The sequence below is a fragment of the Alteromonas sp. OM2203 genome, from assembly GCF_048517045.1.
In the GTDB taxonomy this organism is placed as follows: domain Bacteria; phylum Pseudomonadota; class Gammaproteobacteria; order Enterobacterales; family Alteromonadaceae; genus Alteromonas; species Alteromonas gracilis.
On sequence record NZ_CP183209.1, the window covers coordinates 919,835 to 944,212 of the forward strand.

Annotated in this window: 20 protein-coding genes; 11 read left to right on the forward strand and 9 right to left on the reverse strand. The window is 43.7% G+C overall.

Annotation, left to right across the window (positions count from 1 at the left end; genetic code table 11):
* Positions 1 to 20: 20 nt before the first annotated feature.
* The 4 genes from ACM0P2_RS04170 to ACM0P2_RS04185 all read right to left on the reverse strand — a co-directional run bounded on the left by ACM0P2_RS04170 (position 21) and on the right by ACM0P2_RS04185 (position 5,287).
* Positions 21 to 761, reverse strand: coding sequence for a substrate-binding periplasmic protein (locus ACM0P2_RS04170; protein ID WP_419227352.1), 741 nt, complete (start codon positions 759 to 761; stop codon positions 21 to 23).
* Between the two features lie 186 nt (positions 762 to 947).
* Complete coding sequence (ppx, locus tag ACM0P2_RS04175; protein WP_159118455.1) at positions 948 to 2,510, reverse strand: exopolyphosphatase; 1,563 nt, start codon at positions 2,508 to 2,510, stop codon at positions 948 to 950.
* 16 nt (positions 2,511 to 2,526) lie between these two features.
* Positions 2,527 to 4,599, reverse strand: a complete 2,073-nt coding sequence (ppk1, locus tag ACM0P2_RS04180) for a polyphosphate kinase 1 (RefSeq protein ID WP_159118456.1) — start codon at positions 4,597 to 4,599, stop codon at positions 2,527 to 2,529.
* Between the two features lie 181 nt (positions 4,600 to 4,780).
* Positions 4,781 to 5,287, reverse strand: coding sequence for a glycine cleavage system protein R (locus ACM0P2_RS04185; protein WP_105930631.1), 507 nt, complete (start codon positions 5,285 to 5,287; stop codon positions 4,781 to 4,783).
* Between the two features lie 210 nt (positions 5,288 to 5,497).
* Here ACM0P2_RS04185 and ACM0P2_RS04190 point away from each other — a divergent pair, with 210 nt between their 5' ends.
* From ACM0P2_RS04190 to ACM0P2_RS04210, 5 genes are all read left to right on the forward strand, one after another.
* A complete protein-coding gene (locus ACM0P2_RS04190; protein ID WP_159118457.1) occupies positions 5,498 to 7,675 on the forward strand; it encodes an ABC transporter permease subunit in 2,178 nt (725 codons plus the stop codon).
* On the forward strand, positions 7,668 to 9,227 hold the full coding sequence (gene pstA, locus ACM0P2_RS04195; RefSeq protein ID WP_173359630.1) for a phosphate ABC transporter permease PstA: 1,560 nt from the start codon (positions 7,668 to 7,670) through the stop codon (positions 9,225 to 9,227). The genes ACM0P2_RS04190 and pstA overlap by 8 nt, the downstream gene beginning before the upstream one ends.
* Positions 9,228 to 9,244: 17 nt before the next feature.
* A complete protein-coding gene (gene pstB, locus ACM0P2_RS04200; RefSeq protein WP_105930628.1) occupies positions 9,245 to 10,051 on the forward strand; it encodes a phosphate ABC transporter ATP-binding protein PstB in 807 nt (268 codons plus the stop codon).
* A 99-nt stretch (positions 10,052 to 10,150) separates the two neighbouring features.
* Complete coding sequence (phoU, locus tag ACM0P2_RS04205) at positions 10,151 to 10,867, forward strand: phosphate signaling complex protein PhoU (protein WP_105930627.1); 717 nt, start codon at positions 10,151 to 10,153, stop codon at positions 10,865 to 10,867.
* Between the two features lie 340 nt (positions 10,868 to 11,207).
* Positions 11,208 to 12,479 (forward strand): inorganic phosphate transporter, encoded by a 1,272-nt coding sequence (locus tag ACM0P2_RS04210; protein ID WP_419227353.1) that lies wholly within the window; start codon positions 11,208 to 11,210, stop codon positions 12,477 to 12,479.
* An 84-nt stretch (positions 12,480 to 12,563) separates the two neighbouring features.
* On the opposite strand, the gene ACM0P2_RS04215 is transcribed toward ACM0P2_RS04210, so the two are convergent.
* Positions 12,564 to 13,541: a universal stress protein gene (locus ACM0P2_RS04215; protein ID WP_159118460.1), complete on the reverse strand. Its 978-nt coding sequence runs from the start codon at positions 13,539 to 13,541 to the stop codon at positions 12,564 to 12,566.
* A gap of 302 nt (positions 13,542 to 13,843) precedes the next feature.
* On the opposite strand from ACM0P2_RS04215, the gene ACM0P2_RS04220 reads away from it, so the two are divergent.
* Positions 13,844 to 14,752, forward strand: coding sequence for a hydrogen peroxide-inducible genes activator (locus ACM0P2_RS04220; RefSeq protein ID WP_105930625.1), 909 nt, complete (start codon positions 13,844 to 13,846; stop codon positions 14,750 to 14,752).
* Between the two features lie 153 nt (positions 14,753 to 14,905).
* Here ACM0P2_RS04220 and ACM0P2_RS04225 read toward each other — a convergent pair whose 3' ends face one another.
* From ACM0P2_RS04225 to ACM0P2_RS04235, 3 genes are all read right to left on the reverse strand, one after another.
* Positions 14,906 to 15,421, reverse strand: a complete 516-nt coding sequence (locus tag ACM0P2_RS04225) for a hypothetical protein (protein WP_159118461.1) — start codon at positions 15,419 to 15,421, stop codon at positions 14,906 to 14,908.
* A gap of 24 nt (positions 15,422 to 15,445) precedes the next feature.
* Complete coding sequence (trhA, locus tag ACM0P2_RS04230; RefSeq protein ID WP_105930623.1) at positions 15,446 to 16,102, reverse strand: PAQR family membrane homeostasis protein TrhA; 657 nt, start codon at positions 16,100 to 16,102, stop codon at positions 15,446 to 15,448.
* A gap of 212 nt (positions 16,103 to 16,314) precedes the next feature.
* Positions 16,315 to 16,764 carry a MarR family winged helix-turn-helix transcriptional regulator gene (locus ACM0P2_RS04235; protein ID WP_159118462.1) on the reverse strand — a complete coding sequence of 150 codons (450 nt, stop codon included), beginning with the start codon at positions 16,762 to 16,764 and terminating at the stop codon, positions 16,315 to 16,317.
* Between the two features lie 137 nt (positions 16,765 to 16,901).
* Between ACM0P2_RS04235 and ACM0P2_RS04240 the strand changes: the two genes are divergently transcribed.
* The 3 genes from ACM0P2_RS04240 to ACM0P2_RS04250 all read left to right on the forward strand — a co-directional run bounded on the left by ACM0P2_RS04240 (position 16,902) and on the right by ACM0P2_RS04250 (position 20,357).
* Positions 16,902 to 17,330, forward strand: a complete 429-nt coding sequence (locus tag ACM0P2_RS04240; RefSeq protein WP_159118463.1) for an organic hydroperoxide resistance protein — start codon at positions 16,902 to 16,904, stop codon at positions 17,328 to 17,330.
* Between the two features lie 290 nt (positions 17,331 to 17,620).
* Positions 17,621 to 19,567, forward strand: coding sequence for a M1 family metallopeptidase (locus ACM0P2_RS04245; protein ID WP_419227354.1), 1,947 nt, complete (start codon positions 17,621 to 17,623; stop codon positions 19,565 to 19,567).
* A gap of 253 nt (positions 19,568 to 19,820) precedes the next feature.
* Positions 19,821 to 20,357 carry a redoxin domain-containing protein gene (locus tag ACM0P2_RS04250; RefSeq protein WP_159118465.1) on the forward strand — a complete coding sequence of 179 codons (537 nt, stop codon included), beginning with the start codon at positions 19,821 to 19,823 and terminating at the stop codon, positions 20,355 to 20,357.
* A gap of 101 nt (positions 20,358 to 20,458) precedes the next feature.
* Here the strand turns inward: ACM0P2_RS04250 and ACM0P2_RS04255 are convergent, their stop codons facing one another.
* Positions 20,459 to 21,061: a YigZ family protein gene (locus tag ACM0P2_RS04255; RefSeq protein WP_159118466.1), complete on the reverse strand. Its 603-nt coding sequence runs from the start codon at positions 21,059 to 21,061 to the stop codon at positions 20,459 to 20,461.
* Between the two features lie 225 nt (positions 21,062 to 21,286).
* On the opposite strand from ACM0P2_RS04255, the gene ACM0P2_RS04260 reads away from it, so the two are divergent.
* Positions 21,287 to 22,579 (forward strand): TMEM143 family protein, encoded by a 1,293-nt coding sequence (locus ACM0P2_RS04260; protein ID WP_159118467.1) that lies wholly within the window; start codon positions 21,287 to 21,289, stop codon positions 22,577 to 22,579.
* 253 nt (positions 22,580 to 22,832) lie between these two features.
* Positions 22,833 to 24,374 carry an exonuclease subunit SbcD gene (gene sbcD / locus ACM0P2_RS04265; protein ID WP_419227355.1) on the forward strand — a complete coding sequence of 514 codons (1,542 nt, stop codon included), beginning with the start codon at positions 22,833 to 22,835 and terminating at the stop codon, positions 24,372 to 24,374.
* Positions 24,375 to 24,378 lie beyond the last annotated feature (4 nt).

A 24,378-nucleotide genomic window follows, 5' to 3' on the forward strand; every position in this document is an offset into this window, starting at 1 on the left:
GGGGTTAAGAAAAGGTGGGGCTATTGCGTCGATTCAATCGGTTCAAGGCCCCATTTTTTTAATATCCGAGCGTATTCGCCATTTGCTTTTAAAATTGAGAGCGCATTTTTAATCGAAATCACTTTGTCTTGCTCAGTCTTTAGACCAGTGGCAACAAAAAGATCGGCACCTAATGCTTTGATGACATATTCGCTCGTTACGTCGTTTGGGTTAAACCCAGCGTCATTTATTTCGTATTTACCTGTCTCGAAATTTGCAAGAGCAAAGTCGATGCGTTCCATGTACAGAAGCTTCCACAATATTGCAGGTTTCGTGACCAACGCTAAGTTTCTATTTTCTTCAAAACCTTGCTGCTGCAAAAATGATGCTGAGCCATAGCCCCTAATCGATCCTATCCGAAAGTTTTTAGCATCGTCCAATGATGTGATATGTGCATTATCTTTTCGCTTTAGCCGAATGAGTGCAGCCTGCATATGATTAACTGCGCCTAGCCACTCAAACTGATCTTCTCGCTTTGGTGTTTTTAATAATGATAAGAGCACAAAATCTGGTTTTTCGTGAGTCTCCTGATAAGCTCGAGCCCATGGCATGTGCTCAAGAGAACTAGTAAATGGGAGCAGAGGTTTAAGCGCATTCGCAAGGTCTACGTTAACGCCCTGCGCCTTACCATTTTCGTCAATCCAATAATAGGGTGGCGTAATTTCGCTAAGAAAGTAGATATGGTTAGGCGTTGCATAGGCAGATGAATTTACAATTAACAACAGATAAATCCAGATACTACGAAACATGACGATTATTGAGAACCTATTATAAGAATGCGATTTGACTTTTTTTAATAAGGTAAAGCTAATGCGTAGTATACGATTTTTATAGACAAATAATACTCATATTTGCCTATAAAATGTGCATAACGGAGTTTTGGCAGGGGCGTGAAAGGCGCTGTTTGTCTATTCCACGGTGGGATGTAATTGCTCAATGTTAGGAACAATAGAGAGTTTCAAATCAAGGGCTTTCCAGTAATGGCTTTCTCGCAATAGATCAGCAGAGATAATCGGTTTTTCGTCGAGCCACCCCTCAGGGAAGGTGATGGTGAGTTCGCTCTTTTCCACATTCACTAAAAGTTCTGGAACAAAGCCTTCCTGGCGTTTGATATTCAACAACACGCCCAAGCGCAATAAAGCGATTAAGCGTTTTACCGCAAGATCGTCAAATAAGTTGAACGAAGGCAGTTCGTTAATGCGAATTTTCTTTCTGTGAAACCTGACCAATGTGGCTAGTAATAACTGTTGTTCTTGTGTAAACCCAGGCATATCCGTGTTGCCAAGTATATAAGCACTGTGTTTTTGAATGCCACGAGAGTTAATTTGCATGCCGACTTCATGAAGTAAAGCTGCCCATCCGAGCATGCTTTTAAAATCACGGCCTTTAAGCTTCCACACTTTTTCAACCTCGCGAAACAGCGTAAGTGTTGTGTTCAAAACCATGGTGGCTTGTGAGGTATCTACGTCATAGCGGGTGGCCAAACTACTGGCGGTTCTGCCGCGAATATCTGCGTGGTGCAACTCATCTTCCATTTGATAAAGAACACCCTCACGTAAGGCTGCTGGAGAATAGACTAAGCCTTCAATTTCCAGCGCTTTAAATACGGCGATAAGAATAGCGAGGCCGCCAGCGATAACTACGCGGCGATCTTCACTTAAATCAGGATAGCTAAGCTTGTCTATATGTCCTGCACTAATGAACTGCTTCATCAAGTTGCGCAAGCTCTTGAGCGTCACAGGTATATCGTGGCCATTCGGCCTGTCTTGCTGACAAAGAGTAAATAGTGAACGAATGGTACCTGATGTACCGATACACTGAACCCAACCTAATCTGCGATATTTGTTGTCGATTAACTCAAGTTCTTGTTGTGCCGCGGTAATGGCGCGATCAAAGGCTTTTGCCTTTAGCTCACCATCTGAAAAGAAGCGCTTGGTGTAGCTAACGCAGCCCATTTGAAGACTACGGCAGAGTAAGGGGGTGAAGCCTTCACCAATGACGAACTCGGTAGAACCACCACCGATGTCTATTACTAACTGCTGACCGTCTGCATGATTGGTATGGGCCACACCTGAGTATATAAGTCGCGCCTCTTCTACCCCCGAGATAACTTCAATAGGGTAGGGAAGAATGTCTTTTGCTGCATTAATAAAATCGCGAGCGTTTCTCGCCCTTCGCAACGTATGGGTCGCCACAATCCGCACTGAGTCAGGTTCAAAACCTTTCAGGCTCTCTGCTACCACTTTTAGCATAGCAAGCCCACGCTCCATCGCTTCATCAGACAATATATCGTCGTCGTTAAGACCTTCGGCCAAGCGAACCTTTTGTTTAACTCTATGCAGAATCTGCACAGACCCAGCAACAATGCGTGCTACTACTAAGTGAAAACTATTTGAGCCAATGTCTAGTGCTGCGACTTTATTGACTTCGCGGGTTTCCACGTCATTAAAAACTGATTCGTGCTGGGTCATGTACTAATTTTCTATCCTACAAAGTGTCTTCTAGCTTCTTCAAATAGTCATAAATGTCTATCTGAGAGCGAAGTTTTTTACGGTTACCCCTGCGAACGTACTTGTTGCTCTGATCCTTGTCAATCACTCGTGCTTTAAGGGTATCTTTAAATTGAAGCTCCATTATATCAACAATGCGCTGTTGAAGCCCTTTATCGTAAACAGGGCAACCTACTTCGATACGGTTATCCATATTCCGAGTCATCCAATCGGCCGATGAAATGTACACTTTTCTTTCGCCGCCGCCTTCAAATATCATCACGCGGGGGTGTTCAAGGAACCTATCAACAATAGAGATAATTTCGATGTTTTCACTTATTCCTTTTATCCCAGGATTCAGTGAGCACATACCGCGAACAATACCGCGAATTTTAACGCCAGCCTGGCTTGCGCGGTACAAATCATCGATAAGTTCTTTATCAACAAGGTTGTTAATTTTGAACGTGATCTGAGCTTTCTGTCCCTGATTTAAATGCTGAATTTCTTGACGAATCAGAGACTGAATTTTAGTTCTGGCATTTAGTGGCGATATTTGAAGGTGCTGAAATTTATAGCGTCTGTAAGGGTATTGAATGAGATCAAATACCGCGACGCCTTCATCTGCTAATTCTTGATTGCGGGTAAATAAGCTGTAATCGGTATAAATTTTTGCGGTTTTCTCGTTAAAATTACCTGTACCAAAATGCGCATAATTCACCAAGTTCCCCCGTTCTTCACGGGTCACAATACATAGTTTAGAGTGAATTTTAAGGGTAGGTACACCGAGCACTACGCGTATACCCGCATCCGTCATACGCTTAGACCATTCAATGTTGGCCTCTTCATCAAAGCGCGCGCGAAGTTCTACTACAACCGTTACTTTCTTACCGTTGTCCACCGCGTCAATCAACGAGTTTACAATGCGCGAATTACTCGCAACACGATAGATATTGATACGTATGGTTTTGACGTTCGGGTCGAAAGCTGCCTGACGTAAAAACTCGGTGAAGTGCAAAAAGCGATGATACGGGTAATAAAGCAAAATATCCCGTGCTGTAATGGCATCAAATACCGTGTTGTATTTCGAAAAGGCTTTACTGTCTATCGCAGGAAGTGTTGCATGCTCTAGATACTCTCGACCCACATTTGGAAAACCAATAAAGTCTTTAAAGTTGCGGTAGTGCCCAGCAGCATGCATGGTATCAAGCTTGGTGATTTTTAAGCGTTTGCGCAGGTCAGACTGCATATCCTCTGGCATGTCGGTATCGTAAATTACCCGCACAGGTTCAGCAATTAAACGCTGCTTCATACTTTCAGACATCTTCTCAACAAAGCTTTCGTCAATCTCTTCGTTAATCGAGTATTCAGCGTCACGTGTCATTTTGAACGAGAAGGCTTCGATTTCATCAAACTTAACAAAACCGCGAAATATGTCTTCGATACAGAGCTGAATCATGTCATCGAGCATAATGATGCTCTTCTTCTTTTTGCTCTTTTGTGGCGGTATTAACATGAAACGCGACATTTCAGTTGTTGGCACCTGAATCACAGCAAACCTTGGGTTGCGGTCCTTCCTTCTAAGAGCAACGTAAAGGTATACCGATGTGCCGTTGAGTCGGCTGAGCAAGTCGGTTTTTTTATCAATTAGAATAGGGGCTATGTGGCGAAGCGCTTTGTTTACGAAAAAATTGCGAACCCACTGTTTCTGATAGTCATCAAGGTCATCTTTTCTGAGAATATGGATGTTGTAGCGAGCAAGCGCTTTAACAACTTCTTTATGTATTTGGTCAAATTTTTCAGAAAGGTGTACTACTTTCTTCTGAATTTGCGCCATTAAGCCGATGAGTCGCTCTGCTTCTTCCTCGTTTCCATCATTTTGTGCGATGGTGATTTGTCGCTTAACGTCGGCGGCGCGAACGCGGTAGAATTCATCAAGGTTGTTTGAGTAAATGCCTAGAAAGCGAATTCGCTCTATTGCAGGGTTATTTTTATCCGCTGCTTCCTGAAGTACTCGTTCATTGAATGCAAGCCAGCTTAATTCTTTGGGATAATATAAAACGTCGTTATCCATAATGTCTCATTTCACGTTCATAAAAATGGTCAAAGACTGCCATCAGTCGGTGACACTACTGTGACAGAACGCACCTTGTGTAAGAAACAAAGGCGCGTTGCGGTGATTCCGTTACCTTTCAAAGCTCTACGCTTTGGTTTGTTAATCACTGATAAGTGAGTAACAGTTATTTTTGATTGCACTATCGCTTTGCCGAAATGTCTACAACTAAGTCGTTAGCTAGTGATTCTAATGCATCTTGCAACGCACCATCGTCAAAGTCTTCAGGTACTGCAATTTCTGCTTTGGCTTTAAATATGAGACTTCCCCAATTAGGGGCACTTTCGCAATGGGATGCAAAGGTTAGAATATTCAAATTGAATTGATTAAGTACCGATGTGAGTTCTTGAACGATACCTGTTTTATCGTTACCCATTACATCGACGGTGAGTTTTGTATTGTTATTGTTTTGTTCGCTAGCCACCGCCACCGATTGTACTGATAAATCCGTTATGGCATCCAGCGCATCAATTAAATTCTGCTTGTGCTCTTCCGTTACATGCACTTCTACGAAGCCAGTAAACATACCCGCCATATGTGCAAAGCTTGAACCTTGCCAATTGCCTTCATGTTTGTATATGCACTTAGCTAGTGCATCCACTAGACCAGGCTTATCTTTACCCATAATACTTATAACCAATGACTGCATTTTATGCTCCTTATTGGGCTGGTAGAGAAAAACTTTTGATCGTCTTTCTGTAGGGTAATACCATAGGCGCCGCGTAAGTTGCGCGAAGGTAATGCTATAAACTTTCACTTGCTATTAGCATAACAAAACTTACACTGCTCACCAGTGCAATTTAGGGTTATTCTTCTGAAAAATGAAGAATTTCGAAAATAAGAATGACTAAACAACCGCATGACTTTCGATAGCAACAGCAAGAACAAAAAACGCCTGCGCAATGATAGGCGGGCACGTTACGTAGTAACGGGCTTTGGCGGTCTTGTTTTACTGACTCTTGTTATTCTAGTGACTCACCTGATTATTCAGGCTTTACCCTTAGCATATAGTCCCAGTTTACATCTTATTGCTTCATATCAAATTCCAAAAAACGAACGAATTATTATTGCTGGTGACTTCATAAATAGTCAGCCGCTGTTGGTTAAAAAGCAAGACTGTCGCTTAGGGTTAAAACAGCTTGATGAAGCGAATTTAGTTGGTATGCACGACTATATTCGTCCATGTAGTCATGTGCTGTCTGCGCAAAATATGATGGGCGAAAACTACATTGTAGACGTCTCTCCAAATGCGCAAGTGAGGGTGTTGCCTGTTCGTTCGTTTATTATGAGCGCCAGCGAAGGCGCAGATACATCGGCACATTCCGCCTTGGCAGGCCAAACCCAGATAATGAGTTTTGCCCTTCCAAAGGAAGAATGGAATAGACGGAATGAATGGGATTTTGCACTGTCTTCTAAATGGGCGGTGGTATCGATTCAACGTGAAAATAGCATTTTTATAAGATGGATTAATCGGCAGCAGCCAACCAATATTATAGATAAACGTTTTAACAACGTTGCACGCTCTGTCCTGTTGCCGGGTAGTGAAAGCGTGCTTCTTCAGTTTGACGATGGGTTGTTCCTCAATAGATTACGTGATGGTGACGCTACATTACAGCCCATAGCAGGTGACCTTGGCTTAGCGAGTGATGAGCCAATTGTCTTTCCACTTGCCAAAGACCGCACTTTCTTTTTAGTGAATAGCAACGCTAGAACCCTGACTCGGTGGGTAATAAGCAAAAGTGAAAAGGGGCTCACCTTCGAACCGACCTACCACATTCCTCTAGTTGATGAAAAAGTGTTAGACGTGGCAGAGCATGCCAGTATTAACATAGTGGCAGTAATGACGAGCAAAGCGAGGTTACTGCTCGTCAACCGTGTTTCGGGTGATGTCGTGTCGGTACAAAATTTTAATCACCCTGTCGCCAATATAATTTGGTACGGCGATAAGTTGTACGGGTTCTCTGACACCACGGTGTCGGTATGGGAAGGAAAGCATTTAAGTGGAATAACAACATGGGCGTCGCTTTTTGAGCCTCAGCACTATGAAGGATATGAGACCGAGAATACGGTATGGCAAACCACTAGCGCATCAGACTATCAAGAAGCTAAATTTAGCTTAACGCCACTTCTTATTGGCAGTATCAAAGCGTCTCTTCTTGCATTACTTATTGCTATACCCGTCGCGATCGGCGCGGCAATTTACACGGCATTTTTTGCCAAAAGTCGTATGCGTAATATAGTCAAGCCCGCGATTGAGCTGCTAGAAGCTATTCCCAGCGTGTTAATTGGCTTCATTGCCGCTATCTGGCTATCACCAAAAGCAGAGCAATTTCTCTTTTCCTTTGCTTTCTTCCTTATTGTCATACCTTTTGTGCTAATCGCGGTAGCGCTTGTCCAGCGGCCAGTGGCGGACTATCTTCCTAAACGATTCCGGCATGGGGCTGAACTTATGTTTGCTTTGGGGGGCGTGTTCGTATTGGGATTTGTAAGTGTAGAGTTTGCACCATCAATCGTGTTCTCTTTAATTGGCGTTGACGGTTTTACCTTACTCGCTTCTGAGTCAAACAGCCCCATTGGCAAAACCACTATTGTAGTCGCGCTAGCGTTGGGCGTCGCTATATCGCCCAGCATATATTCACTAGCCGAAGATGCTATAAACGGGGTTCCGAAAGACTTAAAGCTTGCCTCATTTGCACTAGGCGCCACTCGATTGCAAACCCTTTTGCACGTGGTGTTGCACGTTGCACTGCCTGGTATTGTGGCAGCAATAATGTTGGGGTTTGGTCGCGCCTTCGGCGAGACCATGATAGTACTAATGGTCACCGGGAATACACCCATATCAAGCTGGGGGTTAATAGAAGGTTTGCGAGCACTTACTGCCAATCTAGCAATTGAGCTACCCGAGGCTGAAGTCACTTCTGCCCACTATCAAATCTTGTTCTTAACTGCCTGCATATTGTTTTTGTTTACATTCATGGTGAACACAATTGCAGAGCTTTTACGACAGCGACTTAGGAGCAGACAATATTATGCTTAGTCGCCAATCGTTTGGGCTAAACGCGGTTCAGCGCCAGTCTTTCGTTATTAGCTTAACCGCCTTTTTTACTAGTCTGTTGCTCATTGCACTAGTAAGCGTGCTCATTCTTATTGGAATGCGAGGAATGGCCTATTTTTGGCCTGAGCCGATTTATATGGTGACGGGAAAACAATCTGACGGCAGCGCTTTCACCGTTTTCGCCAATGTTTTTGAGGATCCATCGGGGGGCGGCGTTAGGCTAAAGTACTCTGATAGCCAGACCCCTTATGGCTCGCAGAAACAACTTGCCGAAGAGCAGGTTGAAAGTCTGGACCTAATACCGGAAAGCGCTGAGATAAAATTTCAAGATGGAAGACGAGTGCTCGCCATTCCAGAATATATTGTCGTGCCCTCAAAGCCCGCTCAGGGGCTTGAAATAATAAACGCAGTAATGGATGAAGTTGCCCTGATTACTGCGCAAATAGAAGAGCTAAACACGCAAAAACTAGCGCCTATTCACGAAGCCCTTTCACAATTTGATAAACGAGGGGTTGATGAGGAAGCTCCCGCTAGAGAAAAGCTGGTAGCCTCGTTTACTGAATATCAGAAGCGCGTAGAAGCGTTAGAAGCAACGCGAGCGGAATATGAATTATGGGTAACGTTTGCCGATAAGTCTGCTTTTGTCATTCCTATGTCAGATATTCAGAGCGTGGACTTTGTGAGTCGACTAAGCACGTTCGAAAAATGGAAGGTCGTGCTTTCAGAAATTGGTGTATTTCTTAGTGACTCTCCCAAACAAGCTAATACTTCAGGCGGGGTATTTCCGGCACTATTTGGCACCGTACTGATGGTGTTTCTAATGACGATTATAGTCACTCCTTTTGGCGTATTGGCTGCGATATACTTGAGTGAGTATGCACCCCATTCAGCTCTGACGACCACCATACGCGTGAGTGTAAGCAATATGGCTGGTGTTCCCTCTATTGTTTACGGCGTATTTGGATTAGGCTTTTTCGTTTACACGCTAGGAGGCAGTATAGACGAACTGCTTTTCAGTGACGCACTGCCATCACCCACAATGGGGAGCCCTGGTATTTTCTGGGCTGCACTAACAATGGCTATTTTAACGCTGCCTGTTGTGATTGTGGCGACCGAAGAGGGTTTACGCCGGGTGCCGGAAGGTTTGAAAACAGGAAGCTATGCTTTGGGCGCAACGAAATTTGAGACCATTGTTCGCACAGTTTTACCTATAGCATCGCCCGGTATTATGACTGGCGTAATACTCGCCATTGCGAGAGCTGCAGGAGAAGTTGCTCCCCTGATGTTAGTCGGTGCCGTCAAATTTGCCCCTGCTTTACCGATAGATGGTGAATTTCCCTATTTACACCTAGACAGACAGTTTATGCATCTTGGCGTTCTTATATATGATGGCGCCTTCCACAGCCAGACTGATGGAAAAAGTGCAAGTATGATGTTTGCAGCCTGTCTACTTTTACTTATTGTTGTATTCATCTTAAATATACTGGCTGTGTTACTAAGAGCACGTCTGCGCAAACGCTATATCACAGGATAATTACAGGTTTAGATAACATGTTGAAGTTGTTCGAACACAATACACTAAACGTTGACGACATTAGTGCAGAACAAACCGCAGTAGAGGTGAGAAACCTCAATCTGTGGTTTGGTAATAAGCATGTGTTGAATGACATCAGCATGCGAATACCCAAAAACAAAATAACGGCTTTAATAGGTCAAAGTGGCTGTGGTAAATCTACGCTTATTAGCTGTTTCAACCGCCTTAACGACTTGTATGATGGCTGTAAGTACAACGGTGAAATCATAATCGATGGCAGAAACATCAATAGTCGAAAAATAAATGTGTCCCGTCTCAGAACCAATGTAGGCATGGTGTTTCAGCGGCCAAACCCGTTTCCTATGAGTATTTATGAAAACGTTTGCTATGGATTGAAACTGCAAGGCGTCAAAGTGCGCCGTCATTTAGATGATGCCGTTGAAAGTGCACTGAAACAGGCGGCGCTGTGGGATGAAGTTAAAGATCGCCTGTTCGAATCTGCCCATGTTCTATCTGGTGGTCAGCAGCAGCGTTTGGTTATTGCGCGGGCGCTAGCGCTAAAGCCTGATATTCTGCTGCTTGATGAGCCCACTTCGGCGCTTGATCCGCTTACTACCCTATTTATCGAAGAACTTATGGATTCGCTAAAAAAGCAGTGCACCATCATTATTGTGACCCACAACATGCAGCAAGCGTCTCGTGTGAGCGACTATACGGCCTTCTTCCATCAGGGCAGATTGATAGAGTATGCAGACAGTGACACGCTATTCACCATGCCTGAAAAAAAGCAGACAGAAGATTATATTACTGGGCGCTATGGTTAATCTAATCATCCATATATCCCACACTTACCTTGTGCAGCGCGCAACAAAACTTCGTTTTTCTGCGGCGCATCAAGTGCTATAGCGTCAGGAGAGATTATCATGCGACAAGTAGCATTAAATACCCATATCTCAGGAACGTTTAATATTGAGTTAGAGAACCTGCGTAACTCGGTATTAACCATGGGAGGTGAAGTAGAGCAACAGTTGGTAGACACGCTAAAAGCAGTGAAACACAATCATGCCGCACTGGCCGAAAAAGTGGTGTTAAACGATTTGAAAATTAATTCTATGGAAATTCAAATTGACGAAGAGTGCTTACGTATTATCGCGAAACGTCACCCCACAGCTAGCGACTTGCGTTTAATTATGACTATTTCTAAAGCCATTACCGATATTGAACGAATGGGCGACGAAATAGAGCGTATTGCCAAGTTAGTAACCCGCAATAAATTGCCAAGCTCAGATACTATCAAAAGCAGTATGTTACTTATTGGTGAGAGAGTGGCAGCCATGATGCGAGGCACATTCGATGCTTTTGCCCGCCAGGATGAAGCGGCGGCGTTAGAAGTGTATGACCAGGACAATCGCATCGACAGTGAATATAAGAGGCTGTTGTCTTACACAACGTCTGAAATGCAAAAAAGCACCGAGGATATGCAGGATTGGCTCGATGTTTTGTGGGCAATGCGTTCGTTAGAGCGAATTGGTGATAGATGTAAAAACGTTTGTGAGTATGTTATCTATCTCACCCGTGGCACTGATGTTAGGCATACGCCGCTAGAAAATATGCAGCAAAAGTTAGAAGATTTGACGTAAACCTGTCCAAGTGGTCAGTGCGATTTTGCTTAGTTACGTTTAAAGAGCGAGTTAAGTGAAATTTATCTGTCATAAAACTGAAATATTTGGTGGATTTATCATCGCATTCAATTAATTCCACATACTTTTATCGTTTTTCGATGATTTTCGCTATGGCTTCTAACATGATTACGTTATCATGCGCCGCAGCCAAGAACAGATCGTGCAAAATTTAATCGAACCTTATGATAAAACACAATTTGTCTTTAACTTCTTTCTCTAGCCTTTGGGGCGAAGAGATCATGCTACTTATTCAAGTAGCGTCCAGCCTAAATCGCGTTTAGATCGGGAGCGATTATCCGTGGAATTTTTTGAAAGTTATGGCCTAATTCTTATAATCCTTGCCGCCGGCGTTGGTTTCGTCATGGCATGGGGTATTGGAGCAAACGACGTTGCCAACGCAATGGGTACGTCAGTAGGTTCTAAAGCTTTAACAATTAAACAAGCCATTATCATTGCAATGATATTTGAGTTTGCTGGCGCCTACCTAGCAGGTGGCGAAGTAACGTCTACTATTCGAAAAGGGATCATCGACTCAACCTACTTTATAGACATACCTGAATACCTTGTATTAGGCATGATCTCGTCACTACTTGCAGCTGGAATCTGGCTAGCAGTAGCGTCATGGTTGGGGTGGCCTGTATCTACAACCCACTCAATTATCGGTGCAATCATCGGCTTTACTGCAACTGGCGTAAGTATGGACGCTGTATCATGGGATAAAGTAGGTGGCATTGTAGGTAGTTGGGTAGTAACGCCTGCTATATCAGGTATTATCGCCTACCTTATTTTTATGAGTGCTCACAAGCTCATATTCCAAACCGCCTCTCCATTTGCCAATGCTAAACGCTACGTACCTTTTTACATGGCACTAGCGGGCTTCGTCATGTCGTTGGTCACCATCAAAAAAGGCCTTAAACATGTTGGTTTAGAGCTAAGCGCCGTTAACGGGTATCTGCTAGCAATTGGCATTGCTGTCGCGTTAGGCTTCTTGGGTAAATGGTTTATTGGTCGTATGAAGTTCAGCGGCTCTGAAGATGCAGATTTACAGGCGGCAAACGTAGAAAAAGTATTCGCGCTTCTTATGGTCGTTACAGCCTGTTGTATGGCGTTTGCCCACGGTTCGAATGACGTAGCGAATGCAATTGGCCCTCTAGCGGCTGTAGTAAGTGTAGTAACCAGCGGTGGTGAGATTAACTCGAGCACCACGCTTGCCTGGTGGATTTTGCCGTTAGGTGGATTGGGAATTGTTGCAGGTCTTGCGCTATTTGGTCATCGGGTTATAAAAACGATTGGCCAAGGTATCACTCACTTAACACCTAGCCGTGGTTTTGCCGCAGAACTCGCAGCAGCATGTACGGTAGTTATTGCATCGGGTACAGGCTTGCCTATTTCAACCACTCAAACGCTTGTAGGAGCGGTATTAGGCGTGGGTTTAGCTCGCGGTGTATCAGCACTTAACCTAGGGATTGTAAGAAATATCGTTGTGTCATGGATTGTTACTTTGCCTGCTGGCGCAATCCTTTCAATTATTTTCTTCTTTATTCTGAAAGCATCCTTCGGCGTGGCCTAATCGCAAAGTAGGCTGCCTGTTAATTGGTATCAAAAAAAGCCGCATATTGATGCGGCTTTTTGTTTTTTCAGGTCAACGTTTACGTTACTCTGCCGATATGGGGCTCTCGAAGCCTCTCGGTTTAACACCTACCACTGCACATTTTAACTGGTGGATGGTTTCTTCAGCTGTACTGCCCATGATATACCCCGGAACGCCCAGTCTTGCTACCGTTCCCATTACAATGATGTCTGTATCAAGTGACGTAGTGGTAGCGGCGATCTCCCTTCTTGGATAGCCATGTACTATATGTTTTTGAGGGTTTAAATACTCCCAAACATTCTCATCTAGCTCGTTTGATAATTCTGTAAGTAATCTCTCTAACTCTTCTTCTCGTTCAGAATGTATTTTGGCAAGGTCCGTTTCCATTCTGTCGTTGTCTACGGTAATAAATCCGTCCCTTGCGATGTTTTCTGGCACAGCATCGAACACGTGGACAATATGCAGTTGAGCAAATTCGAGTAATGCTATTTGAGCGGCATGTTGCAGTATATCTCTATTCAGGTCTCGTCTGATGGAAACCTCATGAGTAGGATAGTGATAGTTTAAATCGAGCGCCGCTACTACGTTTTTATATTGGCTACGAGGCTTGTGATTTATTATCCAGACAGGGCAGGGACACTTACGGAAAAGCCTCATATCGAGACTGCCAAATAGCTTATCCAGAAAACTTTCTTCAGCTCTTTTTATAACTAAGTCGACATCATTACGAATAACATAGTGCACAACATCAATTAAAGGCTGACCTACTGTTACTGCGGTAGAAACATCATATTGTTCACCCCAATTTTCAGCTTGTTCTTTCAGCCAATGTTTAGCTTGCGTTTCCATAGACTGTTGAGAATCGATGTATGAAAACGACTCCATTACCATACTGGCATTTGGCGGCAAGGCCTCTAAAGAGAGCATTATCGTGAGCGAGGCCTGATGTGCTTTGGCGATATGAAGTGCCTGTGCCACAGTATCATCCTGTCGATGAGCGTCGCTTAATACACATAAAATATTCTTATAATGTCCTTTCATATTGCCCTCTATAGGTACTCGCGCTATGGCTGAAAAATGACGAGAGTGCGTCTACGCAGCTGTTAAAGAATACGTTGCGAAGATTACTCTTTTTTAATCCTAACGCTACTTATTCATGCTTTCCAGAGAAGAGATAAAGATTTCTTAAAACCTTCGTAATTAGTGGGGCTGGATATGGTTTTATTGCAACAACATTAGCGCAAACACCCCACATAAATATTGCGGATGTCTAGGCTGTTTGTAATCTTTATGTTAGATTAATTCATTGTCTTTTAATCCCTTTAAAGAATAGAGAGAAGCCGATGAAATGGCCAAATCTAAAGCACCTACATTATTTGGTAACGCTTTATCAGGAACAGCATTTTCACCGAGCAGCCCAGCGTTGTAATGTTAGCCAATCAACGTTGAGTACGGCCATTCAAAACTTAGAAGAGCATTTTGGAAGCCAGTTACTGGAACGTGAGCATAAGACCTTTGTGTTTACATCTTTAGGTTTAGACATTGTTGAACGCAGTAAGGTGTTACTGCAGGAAGCAGGAGAGTTGGTAGAGTACGCTCAAAACGCAGGAAACTGGCAGCGAGGAACCCTTAAGCTTGGTGTCATTCCCACCATTGCTCCTTTTCTTTTCGAAGGCATGATGGGAGCATTTTCTGCCTTTCTTCCCGATATCAATTTAGAGATGCAGGAAGACACCACAGAGAAGTTACTTCAGCAGCTAACTGACGGAAGACTCGATTTGTTAATCTTAGCGCTTCCTATGGAGACACCGGGGTGTAAGCAGATGGTGTTGGGTCATGACCCTTTTCATTTGATAGCGCACAAAGACATGGCGGCGCAGCTGCCAAATCCTGTTGATATTTCAGGCCTACCTAAAAAAAGTATATTTTTGCTTCAACAAGAGCATTGTATGACAGGCCATGCTGTGAGTGCATGTAATCTTCAGCACAGTGATCAAATAAGTAGTGTTGCCGCAAGTAGTCTGCATACACTGGTTCAGTTGGCAAACAGTAAAATGGGCTATACCTTTTTGCCAGAACTTGCCATCAATCAGTCTATTCTTGAGCATACCGGCTTGAAAAGCTTTCCAGCAGAAGACCAAGGTTTTAGAGAGATTGGGTTGGTATGGCGCTCAGGTACAACCCGAATGCAGCTGTTTCGCCGCATTGGTGAAATTATTTCGCCACTACTGCCTATTCCAACATTGAAGTAGTTAGCCATTGAGACGGCGTCTTAGCCTTATTAAAAGCGGTTGACCAAAAACATGGCAGCCGCTTTTTTGTTTTTCACCTGAGGGAGCCGTTACCTGAAATGCAGACGTGTTACGCTGTACCTACTCTAAAGAGGCAAAAAGGAGAGCCAAAGACTACATTTTTGGCGCAACATGCCCTAGTTCTGCCGCCCAAGTAAGCTCTGATCTTAGTAGGTTGTTTGCTGCGCTTGCGCCGAAGCTATGCAGTGCGTTGTAAGCACTATTTGATGGAATACGGCAATAATGACAGAGCGCATAAAACAAAAGACTACAGCGGTGTTGAGAGCCGTCGCAGTGTAAATATATTTTTGCTCCCTCGCTTAGCATTTGAGATAGCTCGTGAAGATATTGATGAAGATGTACATCTTCAGTCGGAGATTCAGATGACGGATGCATGAAGGGTACCCATAGCCAGTCTATGCCCGCAGCTGCAGAATTATCGCGAACAATAGGGGCGTTTTCTTCACTGGTTTGCACAGTAGCAATATGGGTAACGCCAAGTGATTTGAGTTGTTTAAAGTCATTTTCTACAGGTTTTTTGCCCAGGCATATTTTCCCTGCACGCAAAGAAAACCATGCAATCTTAGGTGAAGTTTTGGGGCTGTCATCTTTCGTATCAAATGCTTGCATATCTTCGCTTCTAAGGGCCTGTTATCAAAATACAAAATAATAAATAGAAAAATAATGGCAGCTGCATCCGCCTATAACGAACAGGTGCCAAATTGCATGTGTGTACTTTACCTTTTTCGCTACATAAAAGCACACGCCTAAGCTAAAACACAAACCTCCTGCTACAAGTAGCCAGAGGCCCGCACCCGGAAGAGCAAGGTATAACGGGTAAATAAGACCTAGCGCTATCCACCCCATCAATAAATAGGTCATTACCGACACTTTAGGAAAGCGATGTTGCGCTACTAATTTGAATGCGACTCCACCAATTGCTAGGCACCAAATAACGGCGGTCATGGTTATTCCCAATACGCCACCAATTGAAACCAACAGTAAAGGTGTGTAAGTACCTGCTATCAGTAAGTATATTGCACTGTGGTCGAACAGTTTCAGCCATCCTTTTGCTTTGTCATGTGAGATAGCGTGATAGAGGGTTGAGCTTAGAAACATTAAAATTAGTGTAGACCCGTAAATAACAGCCGTTGTTAACGCAAGAGGATTGTCGGCGCGATACACCATGAACACTAGACCGATAATTGCCGCGATAAGCCCGAGTCCGTGAGTAATGCTGTTCATCCACTCTTCCAGAACAGAATAAGCTTTTGCTGGGATACTTTTTATCTGTGTTTCTTCTTGTGTCATCACAGCTCCTTTTTTTACTTTAAAAATATGCGAACCTCTCCACCTAGTGTTTTGTGTAACACCCCGTAACATGTGCAGGTGAGAGCACGTACAGGGAGAGCACGTACAGGTGAGAGTATAGTACTGAGATACTTACAGCGCACACATGTTCGCTGAAGTTTAAATAATAACAGAAATTGGCAGTGCTAGTTATGACAAACTAGGTACACTCTCTACAACGACTCGCGCATTGCGCTCTCAAAGCAGTCACCTAATTTATCAAGAAGATCCCGTAAAGTGCGGCTTTCTTCAGTAGTCATACCGTCCAGCTTGCAAAGCATCTGAGCGGGGACGTCTTCGGCTAGGGCTTTCTTTTCTTCTCCCGCCTTTGTGAGCTGTACGCGCTTAACTCGCTTATCGGTTTTATCTTTGGTAATCATTAAAAAGCCTTTGTCTTCTAACTTTTTAAGTATTAGCGACATAGCGCCACCATCGATAGCGGTCTTATCAAGAAGCTCGGCAATAGTAACGTTGTCAGTTTCCCACAAGGCCATTAAGGTTACATATTGCGGGTAGGTGATATCGAGCGCTTTAAGAAGGGGCCGGTAAGCGCGAGTAAACGCGTTCGATAGCGTATAAAACCGATGACAAAGCTGATTTTCCAACTTCAATAATTCTGACATAACGCTATAACCTTTACCGATGTTGCCTTTTGACTAAGGATAATATTTTGCATACAAAGCACTTGATCCGCAAGTTGGTTAGGTGTTAATTTATTTTGCATGCAAAATATATTAACTCGCTAATAAGGAGAGCAACTATGCATAAGCTTCAACAAGTCGTTTATACCGGAACTGCAACCGCAACTGGCGGTCGAGAAGGAACGGCGAAATCAAGTGACGGGAACCTAGATCTTAAATTATCTACCCCGAAAGCGCTGGGCGGCGCAGGTGGAGAAGGCACAAACCCAGAACAGATGTTTGCTGCAGGCTATTCGGCGTGTTTTATTGGTGCACTGAAACACGTGGCTGCGGCGCAAAAAATAAAGTTAGCTGACGACATTAGTGTTACAGGTGATGTGTCAATTGGTCCCATTGAGCAAGGCTTTGCTATTGCGGTTAAACTGACGGTAGATTTAGGCGATATGGAGCAAGCACAAGCGCGAAGCTTGGTCGATACTGCGCATAAAGTATGTCCATACTCAAATGCAACACGCGGTAATATAGAAGTAGATATCAATTTAGCCTAATCAATTAACAGCGGTTAAGCGGTTACGCCTGCCAAAGTGGGCGTAACTATCCACATTAACCGTGTTCACTTGTTAAAAACAAAGCGTGAGTTTACATAAGAACATTTACGGCAAGCTTTTATTGAATTAACGCATCACTTCTTGCAATGCTTTTTGCGCAATATCGCGCTCTTTCACTATAGCGTTTTCGAAATATAGCGCAGGTGCAACACCGCTCTTCGCATTTGATTCGCCAGCCGTAATGGGGCTTGATACACTATTACCGTATCAATAATCCTTTAGGAAGCTCTATGAGAAAATACGGACTACTGGCTACATTTATTTGTGCACCTGTTTTATTTGCGTGTAGTGATAATCAGAATGTAGACACAGCGAAGGCAGATAAAGATAAAGCCGTTAAGGTTGAATCGGGTTCAAACGCTCAAGCAGCAAATACTCAAGTAGAAAAACATGCCGATGAAGCCATCGCTTCAGGCATAGACTATCACTCTTTTGCGAACCCAAACGAAGTTCGAGTTACTCATCTAAGTTTAGATCTCACCGCAAACTTTGAGTCTAAGCAGCTAATTGGTAGCGTAACGTTAGACATTGAACGCGCAAAACCTGAAAACGACACATTGGTATTAGATACACGTGGGTTAGATATTCAACGTGTGAGTGTCGATGGTGAGGATGTTCCCTTTGATATGGGAGAGACTGATCCTGATTTGGGGACGCCTCTTTCTATTACTTTACCAAGCGCTGCCAACTCATTAACAGTTGCGTATTCGACCTCACCAGAGGCCTCGGGCGTGCAGTGGTTAACACCAGCTCAAACCGCAGGTAAAAAGCATCCGTTTTTATTCACGCAAGCGCAAGCGGTTCATGCTAGAAGCTTTGTTCCGCTTCAAGACTCGCCCCAAGTTCGCGTAACGTATGACGCTACCATTAAAACACCAGAAGCCTTGTTGGCGGTAATGAGTGCATCAAACGACCCAACGACGGAACGTGACGGTGAATACGAATTTACTATGCCACAGCCAATCCCCTCTTATCTTATTGCATTAGCGATAGGTGATTTAGAGTTTAAAGCTATGGGTGAGCGCACGGGGGTCTACGCTGAGCCAGCACTACTGGAAAGTGCTGCGAAAGAATTCGAAGATACTGAAGCAATGCTTGAAGTAACAGAAGCGACCTACGGTCCTTACCAGTGGGATCGCTATGATCTGCTTATCCTGCCTCCTTCGTTCCCCTTCGGCGGTATGGAAAACCCTCGACTATCGTTTATTACGCCAACGGTTATTGCGGGTGATAAAAGCTTGGTTTCACTAATTGCCCATGAACTAGCACACAGCTGGTCTGGAAATACGGTTACTAACGCTACATGGCGCGATTTGTGGTTAAACGAGGGTTTCACGACCTATTTAACCTACCGCATTATGGAAATGATCTATGGTCATGACCGCTTTAAAAAAGAAGCAGTATTAGGTTATCAAGATTTAGAGAACGACGTTGCGGCTCTAGATGACAATGACGAAATCCTTGCGATTGACCTTCGCGGTCGTAATCCGGACGACGTGTTTTCTAATATTCCCTATGAAAAAGGCGCGCTATTCTTACGTGAAATTGAACAAAAAATTGGGCGCGAAAATTTTGATGCGTTTTTAATGCAATACTTCAAAGACTTTGCCTTTAAGAGCATCACAACCGATACCTTTATTGCCTATTTAGATAAAACCTTGTTGAAACAATATCCTAATGAGCTAGACGCTGAACGCATTCACACATGGATTTTTGAGCCTGGTATTCCAGAGGGCGCACCACATCCTGAGTCTGATGCATTTTCTAAAATCGATGAGACCCGCAGCGCTTGGTTGTCTGGTGGAATAAAGGCTGCTGATATTGAAACAGGACAATGGACGGTACACGAGTGGCTGTACTTCTTAAACAATATGCCTGAGTCACTCAGTGAAGCACAGCTTGTAGAGCTAGATTCAGCGTTTTCACTCACCTCTACTAAAAACAACGAAATTGCCCATAGCTGGCTAATGATTGCAGTAGAAAATAACTATCAGCCTGCGTTTGAGCGTTTGTATAGCTATTTGGTGTCGATAGGGCGAAACAAGCTGGTTAAACCCCTTTACCGCGAACTATCAAAAACGCCAGAAGGCAAGGCATTTGCTAAGCGCGCTTTTGAAGAGGCAAAACCGGGCTATCACCCACTCACCGTGAAAGCCAATGAAGGCTACGTAGAGTAAGCGACACAATCGCGCTACAAAAACATAGTTCAGTTAAATATAAGCAGCTCGAAGGAGCTGCTTTTTTTGTCTCTTTCAAAACTTCGCGCTTATTGTGCAAAATACACAAGAAGTTTTGAACGAGTGTTCAGTTAGGCGATCTGAATGAATTTTTCCTCGTATCAATTAGTCCTTGTGCAGCAGAAGTACATTGCATCAAATAAGCTTGTTGGATGTACTTTGAAGGATTCAATTCAATAATTAAGGACTGTTTATGTATACGCAAAAAATGCACCCTACAACGACGTTTCCAGACATCAACGTAACGCTTTCTACCGGAGAGTCGGTGTCGCTTACAAGCAAAGAAGAGGGCTGCGACTGGAAAATGGTAGTCGTGTTTCGCGGCAAACATTGCCCCATATGTACAAAATATTTAAATAAGCTCGAAGATTTCAAAGGTCGTCTTCGAGAGATCAACACAGACCTCATTGCAATAAGCGGTGACAGTAAGCAGCAGCTCGATGAACACTTAGACGAACTGTCAATTACATTTCCAATTGCCTGTGGTCTATCGCAGAGCGATATGAAAACCTTAGGCTTGTATATTTCCGAGCCCCGTTCAGAGAAAGAAACAGACCACAACTTTTCGGAGCCAGCGCTATTTGTACTGAACGAGAATAATAAGATTCATATTGCTGAAATTGCCAACGCGCCATTTGTGCGTCCAGATTTAGAGCAGCTGGTGTCGGGTCTGGAGTTTATTCGTAATCCCGACAACAATTATCCAATTCGCGGTACGTTTAAAGAGTAAGTCTGTTTATTACTATCTAAGTAATCTAGAAGGCCATCAGTGTAAGCGAAGGCCTTCTATTTTTCTGTATGAGCAAAAGTGGAGTAGAGGTTTTTTAAAGTCTAATCGTCTGAATGTGAGATTGAATAGGCAATTGGCGCCATCTGTTTTTTAAAACCATCTATTGCAGCTAATGGAAGTGCAACTTGCATATCCACGCTGTTAGTGTAATCGCAGCTTGCGATATTACCTTGTGCCTCTTCAACTAAGTGTCTTACAAACTGTTCGTGTTTGAAATCAAGGTTAACCAACACTGTTTCCAGCTTTACTTCTTCTCGTACTTCAAGGGCATCGATAGCTTGCTGCGCAGCTGCGGAGTAAGCCCTAACAAGGCCGCCAGCCCCTAATTTTATGCCGCCAAAATATCGTGTAACGATAACCATAATATCGCCGATATCTTTGTGTTGGAGTACATTTAATATGGGTTTACCGGCTGTACCGCTAGGCTCGCCATCATCGGCCATTGCTGCACTAGTTGGCGAATTGGGATTCCCAAAGACATAAGCCCAGCAATGGTGTCTGGCGTCGGGGTATTGTTGTTTAACGCTGTCTAAAAGCGCCATGGCACTTTCGCGAGAATTAGCAAAGCCAGCGCAAGCAATGAATTTGCTTTTTTTAATTTCGTACAGGGTTTCAACCTGTGTAGCGGGAACGGGATAAGTCATCTGCGCATTGTAAGCGAAGACGATTTTTTTTATAAGCCTAATGAGCTAAGTCGAGCGTTTTACGTGTTACGTTTTATGTGTTACGAAGTTACGTGGTTTGTTCATAAAATATGTAATCACGGCTCATCCATTGGGCTTAATTCAGCATGGAATGGTTGTTTTTTCCTTTTCCAAGAGTGATTATCTGTGCCCTATAAGAAGCAAAAAAACTCATAAGAACAATTCATGCCGTTAGAACGATTTATCCCTTTTCGCAAGTGCGACGTCGCTACGTTGTGTGAAAATTTGCTTGCGCAAGAGTCCGCCTGCTTTCGTACTTTTTCGACCTTGTTAGTGAATCGTATTCATTACCAGTACCACGAGCAACTGGAAACATTGAAAAACAGTTACAGTCATTTCGACCCGAATAAAGATACTCGTGACCTGCACGTCTCAAGCGAAGCTGTGCGTAAACAAAATCAGAAAGCATTTGCGAATGGTTTTGCAAACTTATTAAACGCCGCTAATTTTGAAAAAGTCACAGATGAAGACTTAGAAGCTGCACTTAAAGAAGAATCTCTGTTTAAAGTACGCCTTGCTGTTAGTTTCGACGATTTTGAGAATGTGGTGTTTTATCGACGAGGTGAGTCAGTAAAAACTGAAACAGTACGAACATTTTTCGGTTTACGCAAAAAGCAGGTGTCGTTTACTAATTACGATAAAGTAGCCGTGTATATCACCTTTAAAGATGAAGCCTACTTTAAACAAAAAGGGCAAAAGCCATTAACGTTTAAACCTGGTTCAACCATCGTAAAGCTTTTTCAAAACGTACCTAAAGCTGACCTAGAAATGCTGTTTCCCAACAGCGAAGTAAAAATGCGCCCGCTTGATAAGTTAATTATTAGTGCATCAGCTGCAATTGGCGGCACCGTTGTGTTAGTCACTAAATTAGGCGCGTCGCTACTACTTATGGCGTCATTTCTCGCGTTTTGGCTGGGCTTTAAGGACGACGAGGTGGAACTGACCAAGCAAAGTCTCATTACTTTTGGAATTGGCATGGGGGTATTCGGTAGCTTTGTCTTTAAGGAATGGACAAAATTTAAAAATCGAAAAATACGCTTTATGAAAGCGTTGTCTGACAATCTGTATTTTAAAAATTTAGACAACAACGCAGGCGTGTTTCATACGTTAATTGATGCCGCAGAAGAAGAGGACTGCAAAGAAGCCTTGTTGGCTTACACTTTTCTACTTAGATGCAGCAAAGTCTCCGCTGAAGGCGATGCTGCATTATGTTCGGCTCAAGCAGAGCATGAAGTTGTTGCCGGTGGAATGACATTAGCGACGCTTGATAGCGTGATAGAAGCGTACTTTTTAGAAGAACTCGATTGTGCACTCGACTTCGACGTTACCGATGCCATTGATAAATTGGTGGACATGGATTTAGTTGAACGAAGCGGCGATGTTTTTATTGCTCGAGGGCTTAGTGATGCTGTTAAGACACTTGACGATTACTGGGACAATATTTATCAGCCTGTTTGATGATCGCTTAGCCTTACAAATGCCATGCATAGGTGAGAAATTTAAGCCTGCAGACATTCACGTTATTCTTAAATACTGCTTATTGTGCATATTGCACGTATTGCACAATGCATACAAACCATTGTCATAAAACCACAAAATCTCTATAGTTGCTTTAAGGTGTGTAGAGCGTCATTTACACACCATGGCAACAGCCGCATTGCACTGAATGCGCACCTCTATCTCCAATGCAACAAGCCTGGTTCACTTCTACATGAAAATATTGCATACATCTGACTGGCACTTAGGTCAGAGTTTTTTTACCAAAAGTCGTAAAAACGAACATGCTGCCTTTCTTAAGTGGCTTCTTCAACAAGTAGATGTGCATCACATAGATGCGATCATTGTCGCGGGGGACGTATTTGACACGGGCACGCCGCCTAGCTATGCCAGAGAGCTCTACCATGCTTTTATCGGCGAGCTACAGGGTAAGCAGTGCACCTTGGTGGTGCTGGGGGGAAATCACGACTCGGTGTCAGTGTTAAATGAAAGCAAGGCGTTACTGAAATACTTAAATAGTCATGTGATAGCCAGTACCTATGGCGAATTAGGTGAACAAGTGATTGCACTTAATAACCGCAAGGGCCAGCCCAGTGCGGTGCTGTGTGCGGTACCATTTATTCGCCCTCGTGACGTTCTAATAAGTGAGGCAGGGCAAAGCGCCACCGACAAGCGCCAGGCACTTGGCGATGCAATAAAGCAGCACTATGCGTCGCTGTACAATGAGGCCTTATCCTTGCGCACCTCAATAGAAGAAAAACAAAGGAAAGAAGGCAGTGAACGTAGCGCAGCCATTCCTATTATTGCCACTGGGCACTTAACCGCCTTGGGCGTGAGTCAATCAGAAAGTGTGCGTGATATTTACATCGGCACTCTTGAAGGCTTCGACGCCAAAGGTTTTCCACCCGCTGACTACATAGCCCTTGGGCATATTCACAGGCCACAAAAAGTGGCGAAAACAGAGCATATTCGCTATTCAGGCTCGCCCATACCGCTAAGTTTTGATGAACTGAACACGCAAAAACAAGTGGTGCTAGTATCGTTTGATTCTGAAAGTACAACACCAACCCTTTCTACGCTTCCAGTACCCCGCTTCCAGGCTATGGAAGTGATAAAAGGCGACTTAAAGACGATTGAGGAAGTTATCAATAAAAGCGAAGCCATTGCTGTAGCGTCTCTCACCGATGATGACGCAAATAATTCCGTTCAGCCCCCCGTATGGCTGTGCATTGAGGTTGAAACAGAAGACTATTTAACTGATTTGCAGCAGCGTATTCAGGGCCTATTAGAGGGGAAAAATGCTGAAATTTTGCAATTAAAACGCAAGCGCAAGCGCACGGTAAAGAGCTTAACAGAAAAACAAAACGTGCAGCTAAGCGAGCTGTCGGTAAATGAGGTGTTTGAAGCGCGTTTGGCATTAGAGACCATAGAAGAGAATCCAAGCAGCGAAAAGACCGAAGAATTACTGCCGGGAGTAGTAGAAAGCGACGATGTCACAGATGTTGCTGACTCAAAGGAAAACACTTCGCGCATAGACCGGATTAGACTGATGTTCAATGAAGCGGTAGAGCGTGTAAATACCAATGACGAAGATGCTGATGTGTCAGGTGAGACATCGAAAGCAAAGACTGAAGGCTATACCAGCAATAAAGTCTCATCTCAAAATGAAAGCGACGTCTCATCTGTAAGCGCGAGCGAGTCTGAGCAAGGTCAAGTCAGTGCAGATAAGCGAGACCACAAAGGAAAAGGCGAATAATACG